This window comes from Haladaptatus sp. SPP-AMP-3 (genome assembly GCF_049568665.1).
Taxonomy (GTDB): Archaea; Halobacteriota; Halobacteria; order Halobacteriales; family Haladaptataceae; genus Haladaptatus; species Haladaptatus paucihalophilus.
Window position 1 is genome coordinate 535,257 of the sequence record NZ_CP145901.1, and the last position, 14,716, is coordinate 549,972.

At 62.6% G+C, this 14,716-nt stretch carries 11 protein-coding genes; 8 read left to right on the forward strand and 3 right to left on the reverse strand.

Annotation, left to right across the window (positions count from 1 at the left end):
- Positions 1-50: 50 nt before the first annotated feature.
- Positions 51-1,487 carry a dihydrolipoamide acetyltransferase family protein gene (locus V5735_RS22580; protein WP_423746905.1) on the forward strand — a complete coding sequence of 479 codons (1,437 nt, stop codon included), beginning with the start codon at positions 51-53 and terminating at the stop codon, positions 1,485-1,487.
- Between the two features lie 36 nt (positions 1,488-1,523).
- Here the strand turns inward: V5735_RS22580 and V5735_RS22585 are convergent, their stop codons facing one another.
- A complete protein-coding gene (locus V5735_RS22585) occupies positions 1,524-2,360 on the reverse strand; it encodes a ZIP family metal transporter (RefSeq protein WP_423746906.1) in 837 nt (278 codons plus the stop codon).
- 161 nt (positions 2,361-2,521) lie between these two features.
- Here V5735_RS22585 and V5735_RS22590 point away from each other — a divergent pair, with 161 nt between their 5' ends.
- On the forward strand, positions 2,522-2,965 hold the full coding sequence (locus V5735_RS22590) for a universal stress protein (protein ID WP_423746907.1): 444 nt from the start codon (positions 2,522-2,524) through the stop codon (positions 2,963-2,965).
- 118 nt (positions 2,966-3,083) lie between these two features.
- Complete coding sequence (locus tag V5735_RS22595) at positions 3,084-4,037, forward strand: hypothetical protein (protein WP_423746908.1); 954 nt, start codon at positions 3,084-3,086, stop codon at positions 4,035-4,037.
- 25 nt (positions 4,038-4,062) lie between these two features.
- Here the strand turns inward: V5735_RS22595 and V5735_RS22600 are convergent, their stop codons facing one another.
- Positions 4,063-6,153 (reverse strand): alkaline phosphatase PhoX, encoded by a 2,091-nt coding sequence (locus V5735_RS22600; RefSeq protein WP_423746909.1) that lies wholly within the window; start codon positions 6,151-6,153, stop codon positions 4,063-4,065.
- 360 nt (positions 6,154-6,513) lie between these two features.
- Here V5735_RS22600 and ggt point away from each other — a divergent pair, with 360 nt between their 5' ends.
- From ggt to V5735_RS22625, 5 genes are all read left to right on the forward strand, one after another.
- A complete protein-coding gene (gene ggt, locus V5735_RS22605) occupies positions 6,514-8,367 on the forward strand; it encodes a gamma-glutamyltransferase (RefSeq protein ID WP_423746910.1) in 1,854 nt (617 codons plus the stop codon).
- Between the two features lie 183 nt (positions 8,368-8,550).
- The gene (locus tag V5735_RS22610) at positions 8,551-11,412 is read left to right on the forward strand and encodes a M14 family zinc carboxypeptidase (RefSeq protein ID WP_423746911.1); all 2,862 of its coding nucleotides are present in this window, start codon (positions 8,551-8,553) and stop codon (positions 11,410-11,412) included.
- Between the two features lie 315 nt (positions 11,413-11,727).
- Positions 11,728-12,024, forward strand: a complete 297-nt coding sequence (locus tag V5735_RS22615; protein WP_423746912.1) for a hypothetical protein — start codon at positions 11,728-11,730, stop codon at positions 12,022-12,024.
- Positions 12,025-12,508: 484 nt separating this feature from the next.
- Positions 12,509-12,841, forward strand: coding sequence for a hypothetical protein (locus V5735_RS22620; RefSeq protein WP_423746913.1), 333 nt, complete (start codon positions 12,509-12,511; stop codon positions 12,839-12,841).
- Positions 12,842-13,056: 215 nt separating this feature from the next.
- On the forward strand, positions 13,057-14,283 hold the full coding sequence (locus tag V5735_RS22625) for a CaiB/BaiF CoA transferase family protein (protein WP_423746914.1): 1,227 nt from the start codon (positions 13,057-13,059) through the stop codon (positions 14,281-14,283).
- Between the two features lie 40 nt (positions 14,284-14,323).
- On the opposite strand, the gene V5735_RS22630 is transcribed toward V5735_RS22625, so the two are convergent.
- Complete coding sequence (locus V5735_RS22630) at positions 14,324-14,695, reverse strand: methylglyoxal synthase (protein WP_423746915.1); 372 nt, start codon at positions 14,693-14,695, stop codon at positions 14,324-14,326.
- Positions 14,696-14,716 lie beyond the last annotated feature (21 nt).

The window sequence follows — 14,716 nt, forward strand, 5'->3', positions numbered from 1 at the left end:
CGTTCGAAACCGCTCGCCGACCCCGGCACCCCCAGACCGAGGTGGTCGCCGTGACCGACTACGAGTTCGAACTTCCCGACCCCGGCGAAGGATTGACCGAGGCGGAACTGGTCGAGTGGCACGTGGAGGAGGGCGACGACATCGAGGAGCACGACGTCCTCTGCGAGGTGGAGACCGACAAGGCGGTCACGGACGTTCCATCGCCCTGTCCCGGCACCGTCGAGGAGCGGCAGGCCGAACCGGGCGACGTCGTGCAGGTCGGTGAGGTGATAGTCGTCATCGAGACGGACTCGCCGCCGAGCGGCGGCGAGGAAGCCGAAGCGGCCGAGGAGGCGGCGGAAGGGGCCGACACCGAACAGGAGACGGAAGCCGAGGAAGAAGACCCCGAGAAAGCACAGGCGGAAGCCGAGGAGGAGAAAACAGAAGCGGCGGAAGCGGAGTCCGAGGGGACGGCGGAAGCGGAAGCAGAAACCGAAGGGACGGCGGGAGCGCAAGCAGAGGAAGAGGCCGAAAGCGAAGCCGAGGGTGAGGAATCGCAGTCCCCGGCGACGACCGAGGAGCGGGTGTTCGCGGCACCGCGAACCAGAGCGTACGCTCGCGAACAGGGCGTGGATCTCGCGTCCATCGACGGGTCGGGGCCGAACGGTCGCGTCGTCCGCGACGATATCGACGCGCGAGTGTCCGGCGGCGCGGCGACCGGCGGGACGGCCGAGTCCGGGGGCGAGGGGACCTACGCCATCGAACACCCGACCACGGAAATCGAACCGGTCGAAATCGACGAGGATGAGGAGCGCGCCGAACGGCGCGACCTCTCGGGGCTTCGCGCTCGCATCGCGGAGAACATGTCCCGCTCCGTCGCCGTCGTCCCGCAGTTGACCTCCGGGTTCCGAGCCGACGCCACCGAACTCGTGGACCTCAAGGAGCGCCTCGATGCCGAGCACGACGTGCACATCACCTACACGCCGATTCTGCTCAAGGCGGTCGTTCCGGCGCTGAAGGAATTCCCGATGGTGAACGCCAGTATCGACGACACCACCGACGAAATCGTCGAGAAGTACTACTACAACGTCGGGTTCGCGACTCACACCGACAACGGACTGATGGTGCCCGTGATACGGGACATCGATAGCAAATCCATCGTCGAAGTCGCGCGGGAGATGACCGACCTCGCCGAACAGGCGCGCGAGCGCACCATCGACCTCGAAGATATGCAGGACGGCACCTTCACGGTGACCAATCTCGCGAGCTTCGGCGAACACCGAACGTCAGGGACGCCCATCATCAACTACCCCGAAGTCGCCATCATGGGTCTCGGTCGGATTCGGGAGGAACCGGTCGCCATCGACGGCGAGGTCGAGGTGCGACCGCAAATCGACCTCAACCTCTCGTACGACCACCGCCTCGTTGACGGGGCGAAGGCGAACCAGTTCATGGAGTACGTCATCGAGGGAATCGAGGACACGGACGTCCTCTTGGGTCGCCTGTAGTCCCCACGAGTGCGTACAATCGATTCGAATCGGTGTTTATCCGAGCGAGATGTCGAGATACAGCATCACGATAGCGCCGAATATCGTCCCCAACGTCGCGACACGCTCGTGTCCCTTCGTGTGCGTCTCCGGGACGATTTCGTCGCTGATGACGAACAGCATGGCTCCGGCGGCGAATCCCATCGCGTAAGGAAGCAAGGCCGAGACGGTTTGGACGGCGTACGCGCCGATGACCGCGAGGGGGATTTCGACCGCGCCCGAGCGAATCCCCGCGAACGCGGCGTAGAAGCGTTTGTCCAGTCCCGCGTTGATGGCGGCCACCGACACCGCCAACCCCTCGGGGATGTTCTGAATGCCGATGGCGAGCATGAGCGGGACGGCGGTGCCGAGGTCGCCGCTCCCGAACCCGACGCCGACCGCGAGTCCCTCGGGCATGTTGTGAAGCGTGATGGCGAGGATGAACAGGACGACACCGGCGAGTCGCTCGTCGTCCACCCCCAAGTCGGCGTCCGGATTGGCGGCATCCGGACGGCGTTGGCCGGAGAGGAGGATGTGTGCGTGCGGTACCAGCACGTCGGACCGGTCCAAAAAGAGGGCACCCACGGCCATCCCGACCAAGACGGGGATAGGATTGCCGTTGGAGTACGTTTCGATTCCGGGGAGGATGAGGCTCGTGAAGCTTGCAGCGAGCATCACGCCAGCGGCGAATCCGAGCGCGCCGTCCATCGCCCGCTCGGACGGGTCCCGCCAGACGAACACTAACGTCGCCCCGAGGAGGTTGAAAAACGCGATGATCAGTCCCCCGACGAGTCCGTTGACGACCGGATTCGCCCCGAACAACTCCGCGAACTGCGCGGGTATCACGGCGACCACTCCTCGTCTCCTGAGTCCATCGTTGTCAGTCGGATATTCACTAGCCAACCCTCTTGAAGGTTGAGTAGCGTTCGCGTCGAGCGGCGGTTCCTTCTCACCCCCGCCAACGGCGTTCGAAACGGGGGTATCGTTTCATTAGCTATCGGGTCGAGGGAGTACGCATGGACGAAACGGGTGCGATATCGTACGACGACGTTTTGGTCCCGACCGATGGGAGCAAAGCGGCGAAGAGCGCGACGGAGCAAGCGGTCGAACTCGTGACCGAGAGCGGCGGGACGGTGCACGCGCTGTACGTGATGGACATGGGAGACGCGGATTTCGTCGCCACGCCGAGCGACATCAAGGAAACCCGAAAGCGACTGGAAAAGAAGGGACAGGGATTCGTGGACGCGGTGAAAGACCGAGCCGACGAAAGCGGCGTCGATTGCGTTACCGTCGTGAAATCCGGAATCCCGGAGGACGAAATCGTCGAGTACGTCCGCGACCAGGACATCGAGCTGGTAGTGATGGGAAGACGGGGGCGTTCTGACCCGGACAAGCCGCTCATCGGTTCGACGACGAAGCGCGTCCTCGGCGCCCTCGACGTTCCGGTTCGCGTGGTCTGACGGCCGAACGGGTCGGAACGCGCGTTGCAAAGCGTCTTCCATATCGTCGAGCGACGGACGGTTCGGTGACGGGGTGGGGGCAAGAATAAGTCGGCTCCGACCGTCACACGAACGGCAAATGCAGCCGAATCGTCGCAACCTTTTGAAAGCGCTGGGAGTCGGCGCTATCGGAGCGCACGCCACCCTCGGCACGGAAGCGACCGGCACGGACGAGCAGTTGCCATCCTCGACGTCGCCCCCCGAGCGAGGGACGACGGACGCGGGTCCACCGTCGGAGCGAATCGCGTGGGGACCGCCCGCCGCCGTCGGAAACGGGACGATTCGGACGTTCGTTGCGAGCACCGGTTCCGGGAAACCCTGCTCCGTCGGCGTCCGGTTCACCGCCGACGCGCTGGACGGATTACCGACCGCACCGACCGACGGGAAGTGGAACATCCCGGACGGCAAAGCGCCGTGTTGCGGGCACGAAACCGTGCTCGGGTTTCCGGAGACGACCGCTTCCATCCCGTTCCGCTGGTTTATGCTCAACTGGAATCCGACCGGCCACCCGCCGCCGGACGTTTACGCTGTCCCCCACTTCGACTTCCACTTCTATCTGATGCCGCGGGGAAAGCGAACGGAAATCAAAAACGGCGATTGTCCGCGGGCGTCCACCGCGGTCACGTGCGAGACGCTGCAGCGAGGGACGGAACCCCTTCCGTCCGGTCAACGACCACCCGACTACGAGTCGCTCGGTGCCGTGGAACCGGGGATGGGGAACCACTTGATGGACCTGACCGCACCGGAGTTCAACGGCGAGCCGTTCACTCAGACGTTCCTCTGGGGCACGTTCGACGGCGAACTGATATTCTTCGAACCGATGGTCACGCGGTCGTTCTTCCGCGACCTCTGCACCGAGATTCGACGGCCCATCACGATGCCGACGGCGTTTCCGACGGCGGGCTGGTATCCCACCGCGTACGCGATTCGGTATTCCAGAACCGGGGACAACTACGTGGTCTGTTTGGAATCGTTCCGCTGGTTCGAAAGCGAAACGAACGGCCGCGACCACACCGATGTGATGGGGTGCTGAGTTCGCCGACATCGGGGGTGGGGAGCTAACAGCCTTCGGGGGTGTAAATCCAGATCATGTTGTCGTTCGCGTGTCCCTCGTTGCTCGTGTCCTCGCCGATGATGACTCGTTTGTCCCGCATGACCACGAGGTTGTCCGGGTTGGAGATGACGTTCTCCTCCTCGAAGTCGTCACCGGTTACGAGGTCGGTTGCGGCCTTCCCGAGCTTCTTCATGCCGCCGCCGCTGGTCCCGTTCTCGTCCTCCTCGGTCGGATTGTACCCGCAGTCGGGACAGACGCTGCTCTTCGAATCCGGTCGCGCGTCGTACGGACAGCCGCCGCAGATGTTGGCGTTCGGCCCGCCGACGACCGCGGGTTCCATCCGCGAAACGTCGTAATCGGCCTCCAGCGGCAGACGGTAGACCGCACCCCACTCGTCACCGGCGAGTTGGATGTCTCCTTCCACGTCGTTCATCGTCTTACTCGTCTCCGAAATCGCCATGTAGAGGAAGTCCTCGCCCGGGACGGCCCCGGTGCGGATGTTGAGGCCCTCCATCTTGCGGAACTCGTCGGTCGCACCGACGGCCGCGGCCGCCCGCCGGGTTTCGAGGAACGGGACGCGGCGAAGCTCCTCGTCGATACAGCCGATTCCGCCGTCTTCGTACTGTTCCGCCCACGCGTCGACTTCCTCGGGCGTGATGTAGAACGGGTTCCCGTTCTCCTCGACGTGGGCGTCGATGTCCGCGAGGCTCGCGTCGTCGTCCAACGCATCGACCTCCTCTCGAATCGCGAGGTAGTCGGCCTGTGTCACCCCGTCGTACTCGGCTATCCACGATTCGATTTCGTCGAGGTCGGCGTGTCCGAGCGGTATCCAGTCGAGTTCGAAGCCGACCTCGGCGGGATTGCCGTTCAGTTTACCCCGTTGGTTCGCCTTGGCGACGTACAGCGTTCCCTTCGACCCGTACTCCGTGACGTCTCCCCGTCCGGCCACGTCCTCGTCGGCGACGAACTTGTAGAAACACTTCCCGGTGCCGTCGGAACTCGTGTACGCGGTTCGCTGGTCGGGCATGACCACCGCGACTTCGTGCGCCGCGCGGCCGAACGTGGTCAGTTTCGTGGCTTCCACGTCGGTCACGTCGTCCGCGGTCGGATTCCCCATCGCGACGATGTGGCCGTAGCGGTACGGGTTGGCGTAGGTGTCGGAGATGAGCGTCGCCGTTCCGTTCTCGGGTACTTCGACTTCCTCACCGTCCCGCGTCCCGCCGAGATACAACGCCTGTTTTTCGACGCCGTTGAGTCCGAAGCTCCCCTGCACTCCGTCCTCGGAGATGCCGGGGCTGTCGTCGATGGTGGCCGGTTTCGGCCGGTTCCAGAACCGAGTGGCCGGGTGCGAGTATTGCTCTTCCGCGCTCATCGGCACCCCCTCGGGGGTGACGCTCCCGAAGCAGTTGATGTTCGTCCCCTCGACGCGGCGGAGCGGTTCGTCGACGTTTTCGGCACCGACGACCTCCCAGCCACCGTTTTTCCCGCGCTGACGGAGGTGGAGTCGGGTTATCATCCCCGGTTGCGTCTCGAAGTTGGTGAACAGGTAGCCCTCGTCGCTCGCCTCGTCGTCCGGAACGAACCCGTTGAAATCGGGCCAGTACCCGTACTCCGAGTACTCCGACCCGTCGAGGTCGCCGACCGGCGTTCCGTCCGGCGTGGTCGGGATGCCGAGCGACTCGCCGCTGTCGGTTTCGTCGCCGCCCTGTGCGAGGACTTGGTAGCTCCCGCGCGCCAACCGCACGTTCCCCGCCTGTTCCTCGTTTTCGGACGGTTGAACGCTCGGGAAGTCCCGCGGAAGGTCGTTCATGTCGACTCCGACGACGGCTCCGATGGTTCCCTCGTTGTACGGGTCGTCGTTTTCGCGGCTCGGGTGCTGGACGTTGAAGAAGAACTGCCCCTCCTCCGTGACGTAGAGTCCCGTCACCTCCGCGCCGGTGGCGCTCGTCGCGAACCGATGGAGGGTCGCTCCCTCCTCGTCCTCGTGGTCCCGACCCGACGAATTTCCGCTCATCGTCCCCGTTCCGGCGTGGCTGAGGAACGCTGTCGATGCAGTCACGGCGAGTATCCCTCTGCGGGTGAGATTTCTACCCATATATTCATGAATGTTGTATCTATACATATATCTATTCTAATTATATGGATATAATACGAAATTTATAGCTGGCGAATCGATATTGCACAATTCGATTTCGATTCGGACGAGTCCGAACACCTGCTGTCGGGAACCATCGATGCGAGGAGTGGACGGCGAGTCATCTCATCGCAAGCGATAGGGAGTGGACAAGAGCAACGGTGGGCCGAAATGAACGTGCCGAAAGGGACACGAAACGCGTCTTCGACTCGGCTTTTGTCCGCCGTCTCATTTTGACTTAAAATAGATGTACGAACTACAATTCTTATTGTCGATATCTATAAAATATACTTATTCCTCTCCTCTCCATATATCGGAAGGATGAGTGGAGAAAACGACGTGAGGGGAGGACGCTCCGAGACGGAACCGAACGGAGAGGGCGGAACGACCAAGCGACGAACGTTCCTGAAAGGTTCGATGGCGACCGTCGGGGCGGGCGTCGTGTCCGCGAGCGCGGGGCAGGCCTCGGGCGACGCGAGTAGCGTGAAACAAGGGTCGGGAACCGTCGCGACGGCGACCGGCGACCAGATGGTCGCCACCGTCCACCCGCAAGCGACGCGGGTCGGTGCGGACGTCCTCGAAGACGGGGGCAATGCGGTCGATGCCGCCGTTGCGACGCAGTTCGCGCTCAACGTGGTTCAACCGCACAGTTCCGGCATCGGCGGCGGTGGGTTCATGCTCGTGTACTCGGCCGACGAGGACGTCGTGTACGCGGTCGATAACCGCGAGCGCGCACCGCTCGGCGCGACGCCCGAGATGTTCCTCGACGACGACGGCGAGCCGATTCCGTTCGAAAAGCGACACACAAGCGGCCAGGCGGTCGGCGTCCCGGGGACGCTCCGTGCCTGCGACGTGGCGCTCAAACGATTCGGCTCGAAGTCGATGCAGGAGCTCATCGACCCTGCAATCGCGCTGGCGTCGAACGCCTGTCCCCGCGTGACCGTCGACGCTCCGTTGGCCGAATCCATCGCCAACAACGTCGAGCAGTTCAACGACGCGGCGCGTTCGGTGTTCGCGCCGAACGGCGACCCGCTCCAGGAGGGCGACCCGCTCGTGCAACCGGACCTGGCCAAAACCTTCCGCCTCATCCGTGACGGGGGTATCGGTGCGTTCTACAAGGGCGACATCGCGGAAGCGACCGCCGAGACGGTCCAGCAGAGCGGCGGCAGTATGACCGTCAACGACCTCGCGGGCTACAACGTGACGATGGACCACCCCGAACGCGTGGAGTTCGGGGACGTGACGATTCGGACGATGTCCCTGCCGAGTTCCGGCGGACTCACCATCGGCCATATCCTGAAACTTCTCGAACCCTTCGACCTCGGGCAGTACGATTCGCGCTCCTTCGAGCGCTACCACGCGCTCATCGAGGCGTTCCACCTCGCCTACGCTGACCGCGGTGCGTACATGGGCGACAAACTGTTCGCCGACGCACCGTGGCAGGGACTCTTCGACGAGGAGTACGTGAAGCGTCGCCGCCGACGCATCTCGTTCGACGAGGCCGGACCGGAACGGTCGCCCGGCGACCCGTGGTCGTTCCAACCGGGGAGCCCCTATCGGGTCAGTCCGCTCGCGGATTCCGGGACGGGCGAGCGCCGAGCGACGAACCTTCGCTCCGACAAGGGACAGACGACGCACTTCACGGTCGCGGACAGCGACGGAAACATGGTCTCGTGGACCAGCACCATCGAGCAGTTCTTCGGCACGAAGATGATGGTGCCCGGCTACGGATTCATGCTGAACAACGAACTCACCGACTTCGATGCCGTCCCCGGTGGACCGAATCAGGTCCAGCCTAACAAGCGCCCGTTGAGTAGCACGAGTCCGACCATCGTCTTCCGTGACGGCGAGCCGTACATGACCGTCGGTTCACCCGGTGGGAAGACGATTATCACGACCGTCGCACAAGTACTCCTGAACGTCGTCGAGTACGGAATGAGCCTCCAATCGGCCATCGCCGCCCCGCGTATCTACGCCGACGTCGACCCGTCGGTCTACTGGGAAGACGGCCTCCCGAAGGGAGTGCAAAAGAAGCTCCGTGCCCGCGGCCACGCGTTGAACGACGAGCCCACCCAACTCGGCAACGTGCAGGCGATTCGGGTGCTCGATTCCGGGAAGTACCGCGGCGCGGCGGACGGACGACGGAACGGTGCCGTGTACGACGAGTCCGAGTAGCCTTCCCACCGCCTCCGGCCGCACTTTCGACGATAGCGATGCCGTACCGTGTCGAACGGTAACGGAGACAAGCTCAACCCCACCAAAATTGACAGCAAATATTTAAATAAAATACTAATACTGAATAATTATTAGTGCTGAAAGCAAGTACGATAGGGTGGCACTCCTGTGCCGTGTTATCAAGTGCACGACGAACGTACCCACTCGACCGAATTGGACCGCTCGAAAGACATCCCGATTTCACGACGCCAGTTCGTCAGACTGTCCGCTGCAACGGCCGGTGCAGTGTCGCTCTCGAAGGGTGTCGCCGCCGATTCAACGTCGTCGGCGCCGACGGAACTCTACGATTTCGTCCTCGGGCGCGTCGATGAAGAGTACGAGATTCCGACGTTGGTCGGACTGCGCCGACCGGCGTTCGACGCGCTCGAACCCTATTCGGACGACTATTTCCGAACGACGACGGACCCGGCAACCGCGGCGTGGCTTCGACTGACGCCGACGGAAGCGCGAGACGTGGCCGAACTCGACGTCGTCGAAACCCTCAAATACTCGCCGGGGTCGAATCCGTTCTGGCGACTCGGCGAGTACGCGAACGGTGCCTTCCCACCTGTCGATGACAGCGTCGATCACATCGACTACGAACAGATGGTGGACGGAATCCACCACCTCGAAGCCGAGCACGGCGACCGAGTTCGCGTCCGCTCGTGGGGGCAAAGTCCGGGACACGAGAACCTCTTCGAAGAGACGGCGTCCGACCCCCAGGAGCTGTGGGTCGTCGAGGTGACGAACGATATCGACGACGAGGGAGCGTTCCAGGAAAAGGAGAAGGTGTTCTTCTCGTTGAGCATTCACGGTGACGAACGGTCGGGTGCGGAGGCCGGTTCCCGGTTCGTCCAGCGACTGCTCGATGGCGACGAGCCGACGGTCGAGGCGATGTTGGACGAGGTCGTCCTCCTGTTCGCGTACACGAATCCCGATGGGTTCTCTGCGCGTCGACAGGAGTATCTCGTCAACGACGACCCGATAGGGGACCCCGAACCGGAGAACAACTCCTTCAAACGAGTGACCGGAACCGGTGTCGACCCGAATCGCGGGTATCCGACGGTCGGGTGGATCAATCCGGCATACTATCCCGCCGAGCCGAACGGAAGGGACTTGCAGGACGATATGCCGGGCGTCGACGACGACGTTCCGACGTCGCCGAAGGAGTACGAGGAAATCGTGCCCGACTCACTCGATATCGTCGAGGCGCTTCGAGGGTACGACAACCTCAATTACGGGTCGGACCTCCACGGGATGTTCTGGTCGTCGAACTTCATCGAGGGACTCATCGTCAACGACCAGTACGACCACGGTGAACTCCACGACATCTACGAACTCAATCGCCGGACGAATATCCGGGTCCGAGACGAAATCGAGAGCGACCTCGACGCCCACCGTGAGCAGTTCGAGGCCCTGAATAGGGAATATCTCATCGACGGCTACGGTGTCCCTCCGGAGTACGTTGACCAATACGACACCCCCGTTCCGGAATCGGGGTACGAATACGGCACCATCTTCGATACGATTCAGTATACGACCTCGGGGACGCTCATCAGTTGGATGAGCCACCCGGAGGACCAGGGCGGCCTCGGGGTCACGATGATGGCTCACGAGATGGGGTGGGATAACCGCGTCTTCGACCGGATGGTGTTCCGACCGTGGTTGGTAGACCTGCAAGCGCGCGGGTTCCAAGAGGTGATTCGAACCGTCACCGAACACGCCGCGAACGACGTGACCGCCGACATCCGAACCGGCAAAGCGACCACCGCATACGTCGAGACCGATTCGCTCACGCGACGGTCGAGTGCGCTTTCGTTCGAGGATATCGATACGACGACGGCCAGGGAAAAGCTCGGAGTCGGCAAGCAGTGGACCGCATCGAGCGTTTCCGTTCCGGACGGAACGCACGACCTCTCGATAACCGTCGATTCGCCGACCGGTCCCATCCTCACGAAACTCCGCGATGCGAGCGGACGGGTCGTGCGCTCGCACGACTCCGCTAGCGACCGTCCACGACGGACGGCAGAATGGTCGATTCCGGAGCCATCCAGCGGCGAGTGGACGGTCGAGGTGAAAACGCTCGGTGGCGAGCGGGAGGCGACGGCGACGGTCGATCGGACGGTCGTCAGCAGTACCGCGGACACAGTGACGTCCCCCGACCCCGAGTCGGTCTTCGGGTACGAACAACGGAGCTACAGCGTCTCCCCGCTCGCCTACTTCCCCGATTACGAGGCGTACATGGCCGACGGACGGGGGAGAAAAAGCGGAGAGACGCGCGGTCACCACGGACAGAACGGGAACCGAGGACGGCACGGCAACGGTAACATCACTGACGCGATGACGGGGCTAACCGTCGAAGACATCAAAGACGGGGCGCTGTTTCGCGGGCGGAGCAGCCGACTCGCCGTCGAAAACCTCGTCGTCTCTCACGCGGATGGTGCCGATGACGACGCCTACGTCCGGGAACTCGACCGATTCGTCTCGAACGGCGGAAACCTCGTTCTCACCGACGCCGGCGTCTCCCACCTCGGACTCCTCGAAAACAACTTGACCACGGGGATTACGGCGGCGGACGTTACCACGTTCGAGAGTGAGATTCCGCATTTCGACCGACGTAACGACGACCATCCGTTGTTGATGGGTACGCGGAACGTCCAGCGTGAATTCTACAACGTCCCCCCGCTCGGGTATCCCATCGCCAACGCCCCCGCGACCGGCGTTGCTCCCACGGCATTCGAGGATGCGGGCGGAACCGTCGCCGGGGTCACCGACGGTCAGGATCGGCTTGTGACTGCAGGCTCGATACGCCGCGATGATGGGTCCGGGATTCACGTCATCGGTGGGATGTTACCGCCCGCGTACCAACGCGTTGCCCATCCCTTCGGCATGCTGGAGTACACGGCTACGTTCCTGTCCCATACCATGCTCACGAACGCGCTCGGATTCACGCAACGTCGATACGTGAACGGTGACTTGGTGGAGACGTTCGGCACGCTCGATTGAGGCCGCGAGTACCTCGTTTCGACTCGCTTTCGAGCGTCGTACGTGGGGAAATCCCCCTGTCGGTTCTTTCCGATTCGTTTCTCGACGTGCGGTCGGGGACGCTCACGTGGGGTTCTGGGTACCCGATTCGATTACGATTTTGCCCGCGTCGTCGAAAGATACTATACGATGAGGTGGCGCGGAGACGTCCAGACGACACATTCACTCGACCGGAGTCAGCATCGACTTATCCGCATTGGGGATGGTGTACCGAGTTACTGTCAACTGTACAATCCCCGGTATTGATATCGTGTGCTATCCTTTGGCAAGATGTCGATGTCCATTCAAGGTACTGATCAGGAAGGCTGGGAGGACTCGCTCGTCCGAACGAGGGGTGCTCGTCTCGCTGACCTCCTCTTCTTAGAAGAGGGTTTGAAAATGCTCTCGTGGTTTCTCATCGGCGGTGTGTTCGTCACTTTGGTCGTCGTTCGTCTGCTCGGCCGGTATCACGTTCCCGTCGAGTTACTGCTCCTCTTCTCCGTTGGACAGGGGTGTTTCCTCGTCGGAATCTACTATCTGACCCAGATATCTCCGCCGTCGAACGACGGTCCGCTGTACGATTCGTCGGACTGACGCGACCCTGTGGGACCGGTCGCCGGTTCCGACGGTCCGTTAGTTCGCGCTGCTAGCTGGAAGGGGGCCATCGAGTCGATAACTCCCACTACACGAATCACCGTCTGTGTCGTCAGCTACCGTAACGCCGCTTTCATCCGTGTGGATGGATACCATCATTCACTGTGATTTTATACTACGGTGACACGAGTGACGTACTACGCGAGGTTGTCAGTTCATGATTCCTTCACCGACGTAGCGATTCCCGTCTCTCGCTTCGCTCGTCCGCCGAGCCACGTTCAGACCGATAGCAGTGGCTACGAAGGTGGACACGCTTCGAAGGGCGGTCAGTCACCCCTCGACGTCACGGGGGACCATCGCCGCACCGCGTAAGTCGTGAGAGCGTCGCTACCGAGTTCGCTTCCGATGGCTCCGTAGCGGCATCGCTGTCGCAACGACACTCGCCGCATCGCACGCATATCGACCGAACAAGAGGTACATACCCATGAGACAAGCACCAAGACGATTGCCACACGAACGACCATCTCGTCCGGCCGACCGGACGCCGCCCGCCCGACGTGCGCCGAGAGACACGACCCTCGTGTCTCTGTTCGGGCTCACCCTGCTCGGGATGTACGGGCTCATACTGGCCGTTGCTCCCGTTCTCGGCGCGGTGGTCGCGGCGTTCACCGTGATACCAACCATCTCGGTCGTCGGCCCCTACGTCGTCGTTCGAGTCGTCACTCTGGGACTCGAACGAGGGCGAGACGCCCGGCAACCGATACGAACTATCACCGGGTTGTCCGCGGACGCGGAGTCCAGACGAATCGACGATTGATCGATGCGTCTTCCTATTCGCTCCCGTTCCGAATCGCCTCCACCGAAACAATTTAGCATTATTTTTCCGAACAGCGTCCCATGACGATCGAAGATTCCGTCCCGCCAATCGGGTGCCGTCCCTCCACGAAACGGCGGAGGGACGGTCGAACGATTCTCACCGGTCGACGGGTCGAGCGGAGACTGCCAGTGAATTGGGCGGGAGCGCCGTAACGGATGGTCGGCGAAACCCGCCAACCGGAGACGGAGACCGGTCCCCTCGACGGACTCACCGTTCTCGATGCGTCCCGCGTCCTCGTCGGTCCGTTCTGTACGATGCAGTTGGGCGACCTCGGCGCGGACGTCATCAAAATCGAGCGACCGGAGACGGGCGACCAGACGCGCGAGTGGCACCCGCCGACGTACGGAGAGTCGAACGAGAGCGCGTACTACCTCAGCGTGAACCGCAACAAGCGCTCGATGACGCTCGACCTCGCGAGCGACGAGGGACAAACCGTCTTCCGCGACCTCGCGAGCGAAGCCGACGTCGTCGTCTCGAACTTCCGCGTCGGCACGATGGAGAAGTGGGGACTCGGTTACCAGACCCTCCGAGAGGACAACCCCGGCCTCGTCTATTGTGCCCTCTCTGGATACGGCGAGTGGGGGCCGGACAGGGACCGACCCGCGTACGACCTCATCATGCAAGCGGAGGGCGGACTGATGAGCATCACCGGCGAGGCGGACGGTCCGCCCGTTCGCGTGGGCGTGGCCATCGCCGACATCGGTGCGGGGATGTACGCGACCCAAGCCATCCTCGCCGCAGTGCTCGAGCGCGAACTCGGGGACGGTACGGGACAGAAGGTCGATGTCTCGCTCCTCGACGGTCAGGTTGCGTGGATGAGTTACATGGCCTCGAACTACTTCGCCACGGGAACCCCGCCCGGACGAATGGGGAGCAAACACCCGACGCTCGCCCCGTATCAAGCGTTCCCGACTGCGGACGGGTACGTCGTCATCGCGGTTCCGTCGCCCAACCTCTGGCCGAAGTTCTGTCGCGCCATCGACCGCGAGGACCTCATCGACGACGAGCGATTCCGTGACAACGCCTCGCGCGTCGAGAACCGCGACGAACTCGATGCGCTCCTCGAACCGACGTTCGAGGAGTTCACGACGGCAGAAATATTGGAGACGATGGACGACCACGGCGTCCCGGCGACCGACGTCAAGAACATGCGAGACGTCTTCGACGATGCGCAAGTGAAGGCGCGAAACATGCAGTGGTCGGTTTCCCATCCGACCGCGGGCGACGTCGAGATGGCGGGGAGTCCGATGCACCTCTCGAAGACGCCGACGCGGGTTCGCGCGCACCCGCCGCTCCTTGGCGAACACACGGAAGAAATCCTTTCCGAATACGGCTATACGGAGGCGGATATCGAGCGACTGTTCGACGAGGGCGTTCTCTGACGCTCGTCACGTCTCGATGCTAGACCCCTTCGTCGGGCGGTTAGGCTTGCTTTATTAGCTCGTCGATGATGGCGTTCGCGCTGGCGAGATTCGTCGCCAGCGGCACGTCGTGAACGTCACACACCCGTAGGAGCGCGTTGATGTCCGGTTCGTGCGGTTGGGCGGTCAACGGGTCGCGGAGGAATATCACGGCCTGACAGTCTCCGGTGGCTACCGCGGCACCGATCATCATATCTCCGCCGAGCGGTCCGGACGCTTTCGGTTCGACTTCGAGGTTGGTGTTCTCGTTGATTCGCTGTCCGGTCGTTCCGGTCGAGATGCAGTCGACGGTCGAAAGTTGGTCGATGTTTCTCCGGACGAACTCCACCAAATCGGGTTTCTTCTCGTCGTGTGCGATGAGCGCGATTCGCATACAATGGCGTATCACCCGTAC

Bases quoted from the DNA above. Each gene is read 5' to 3' on its own strand.
- V5735_RS22590 (WP_423746907.1), top strand. From the start codon at position 2,522: ATGGACGAAACGGGTGCGATATCGTACGACGACGTTTTGGTCCCGACC.
- V5735_RS22595 (WP_423746908.1), top strand. From the start codon at position 3,084: ATGCAGCCGAATCGTCGCAACCTTTTGAAAGCGCTGGGAGTCGGCGCT.
- V5735_RS22600 (WP_423746909.1), bottom strand. From the start codon at position 6,153: ATGGGTAGAAATCTCACCCGCAGAGGGATACTCGCCGTGACTGCATCG.
- ggt (WP_423746910.1), top strand. From the start codon at position 6,514: ATGAGTGGAGAAAACGACGTGAGGGGAGGACGCTCCGAGACGGAACCG.
- V5735_RS22615 (WP_423746912.1), top strand. From the start codon at position 11,728: ATGTCCATTCAAGGTACTGATCAGGAAGGCTGGGAGGACTCGCTCGTC.
- V5735_RS22620 (WP_423746913.1), top strand. From the start codon at position 12,509: ATGAGACAAGCACCAAGACGATTGCCACACGAACGACCATCTCGTCCG.
- V5735_RS22625 (WP_423746914.1), top strand. From the start codon at position 13,057: ATGGTCGGCGAAACCCGCCAACCGGAGACGGAGACCGGTCCCCTCGAC.
- V5735_RS22630 (WP_423746915.1), bottom strand. From the start codon at position 14,695: ATGCGAATCGCGCTCATCGCACACGACGAGAAGAAACCCGATTTGGTG.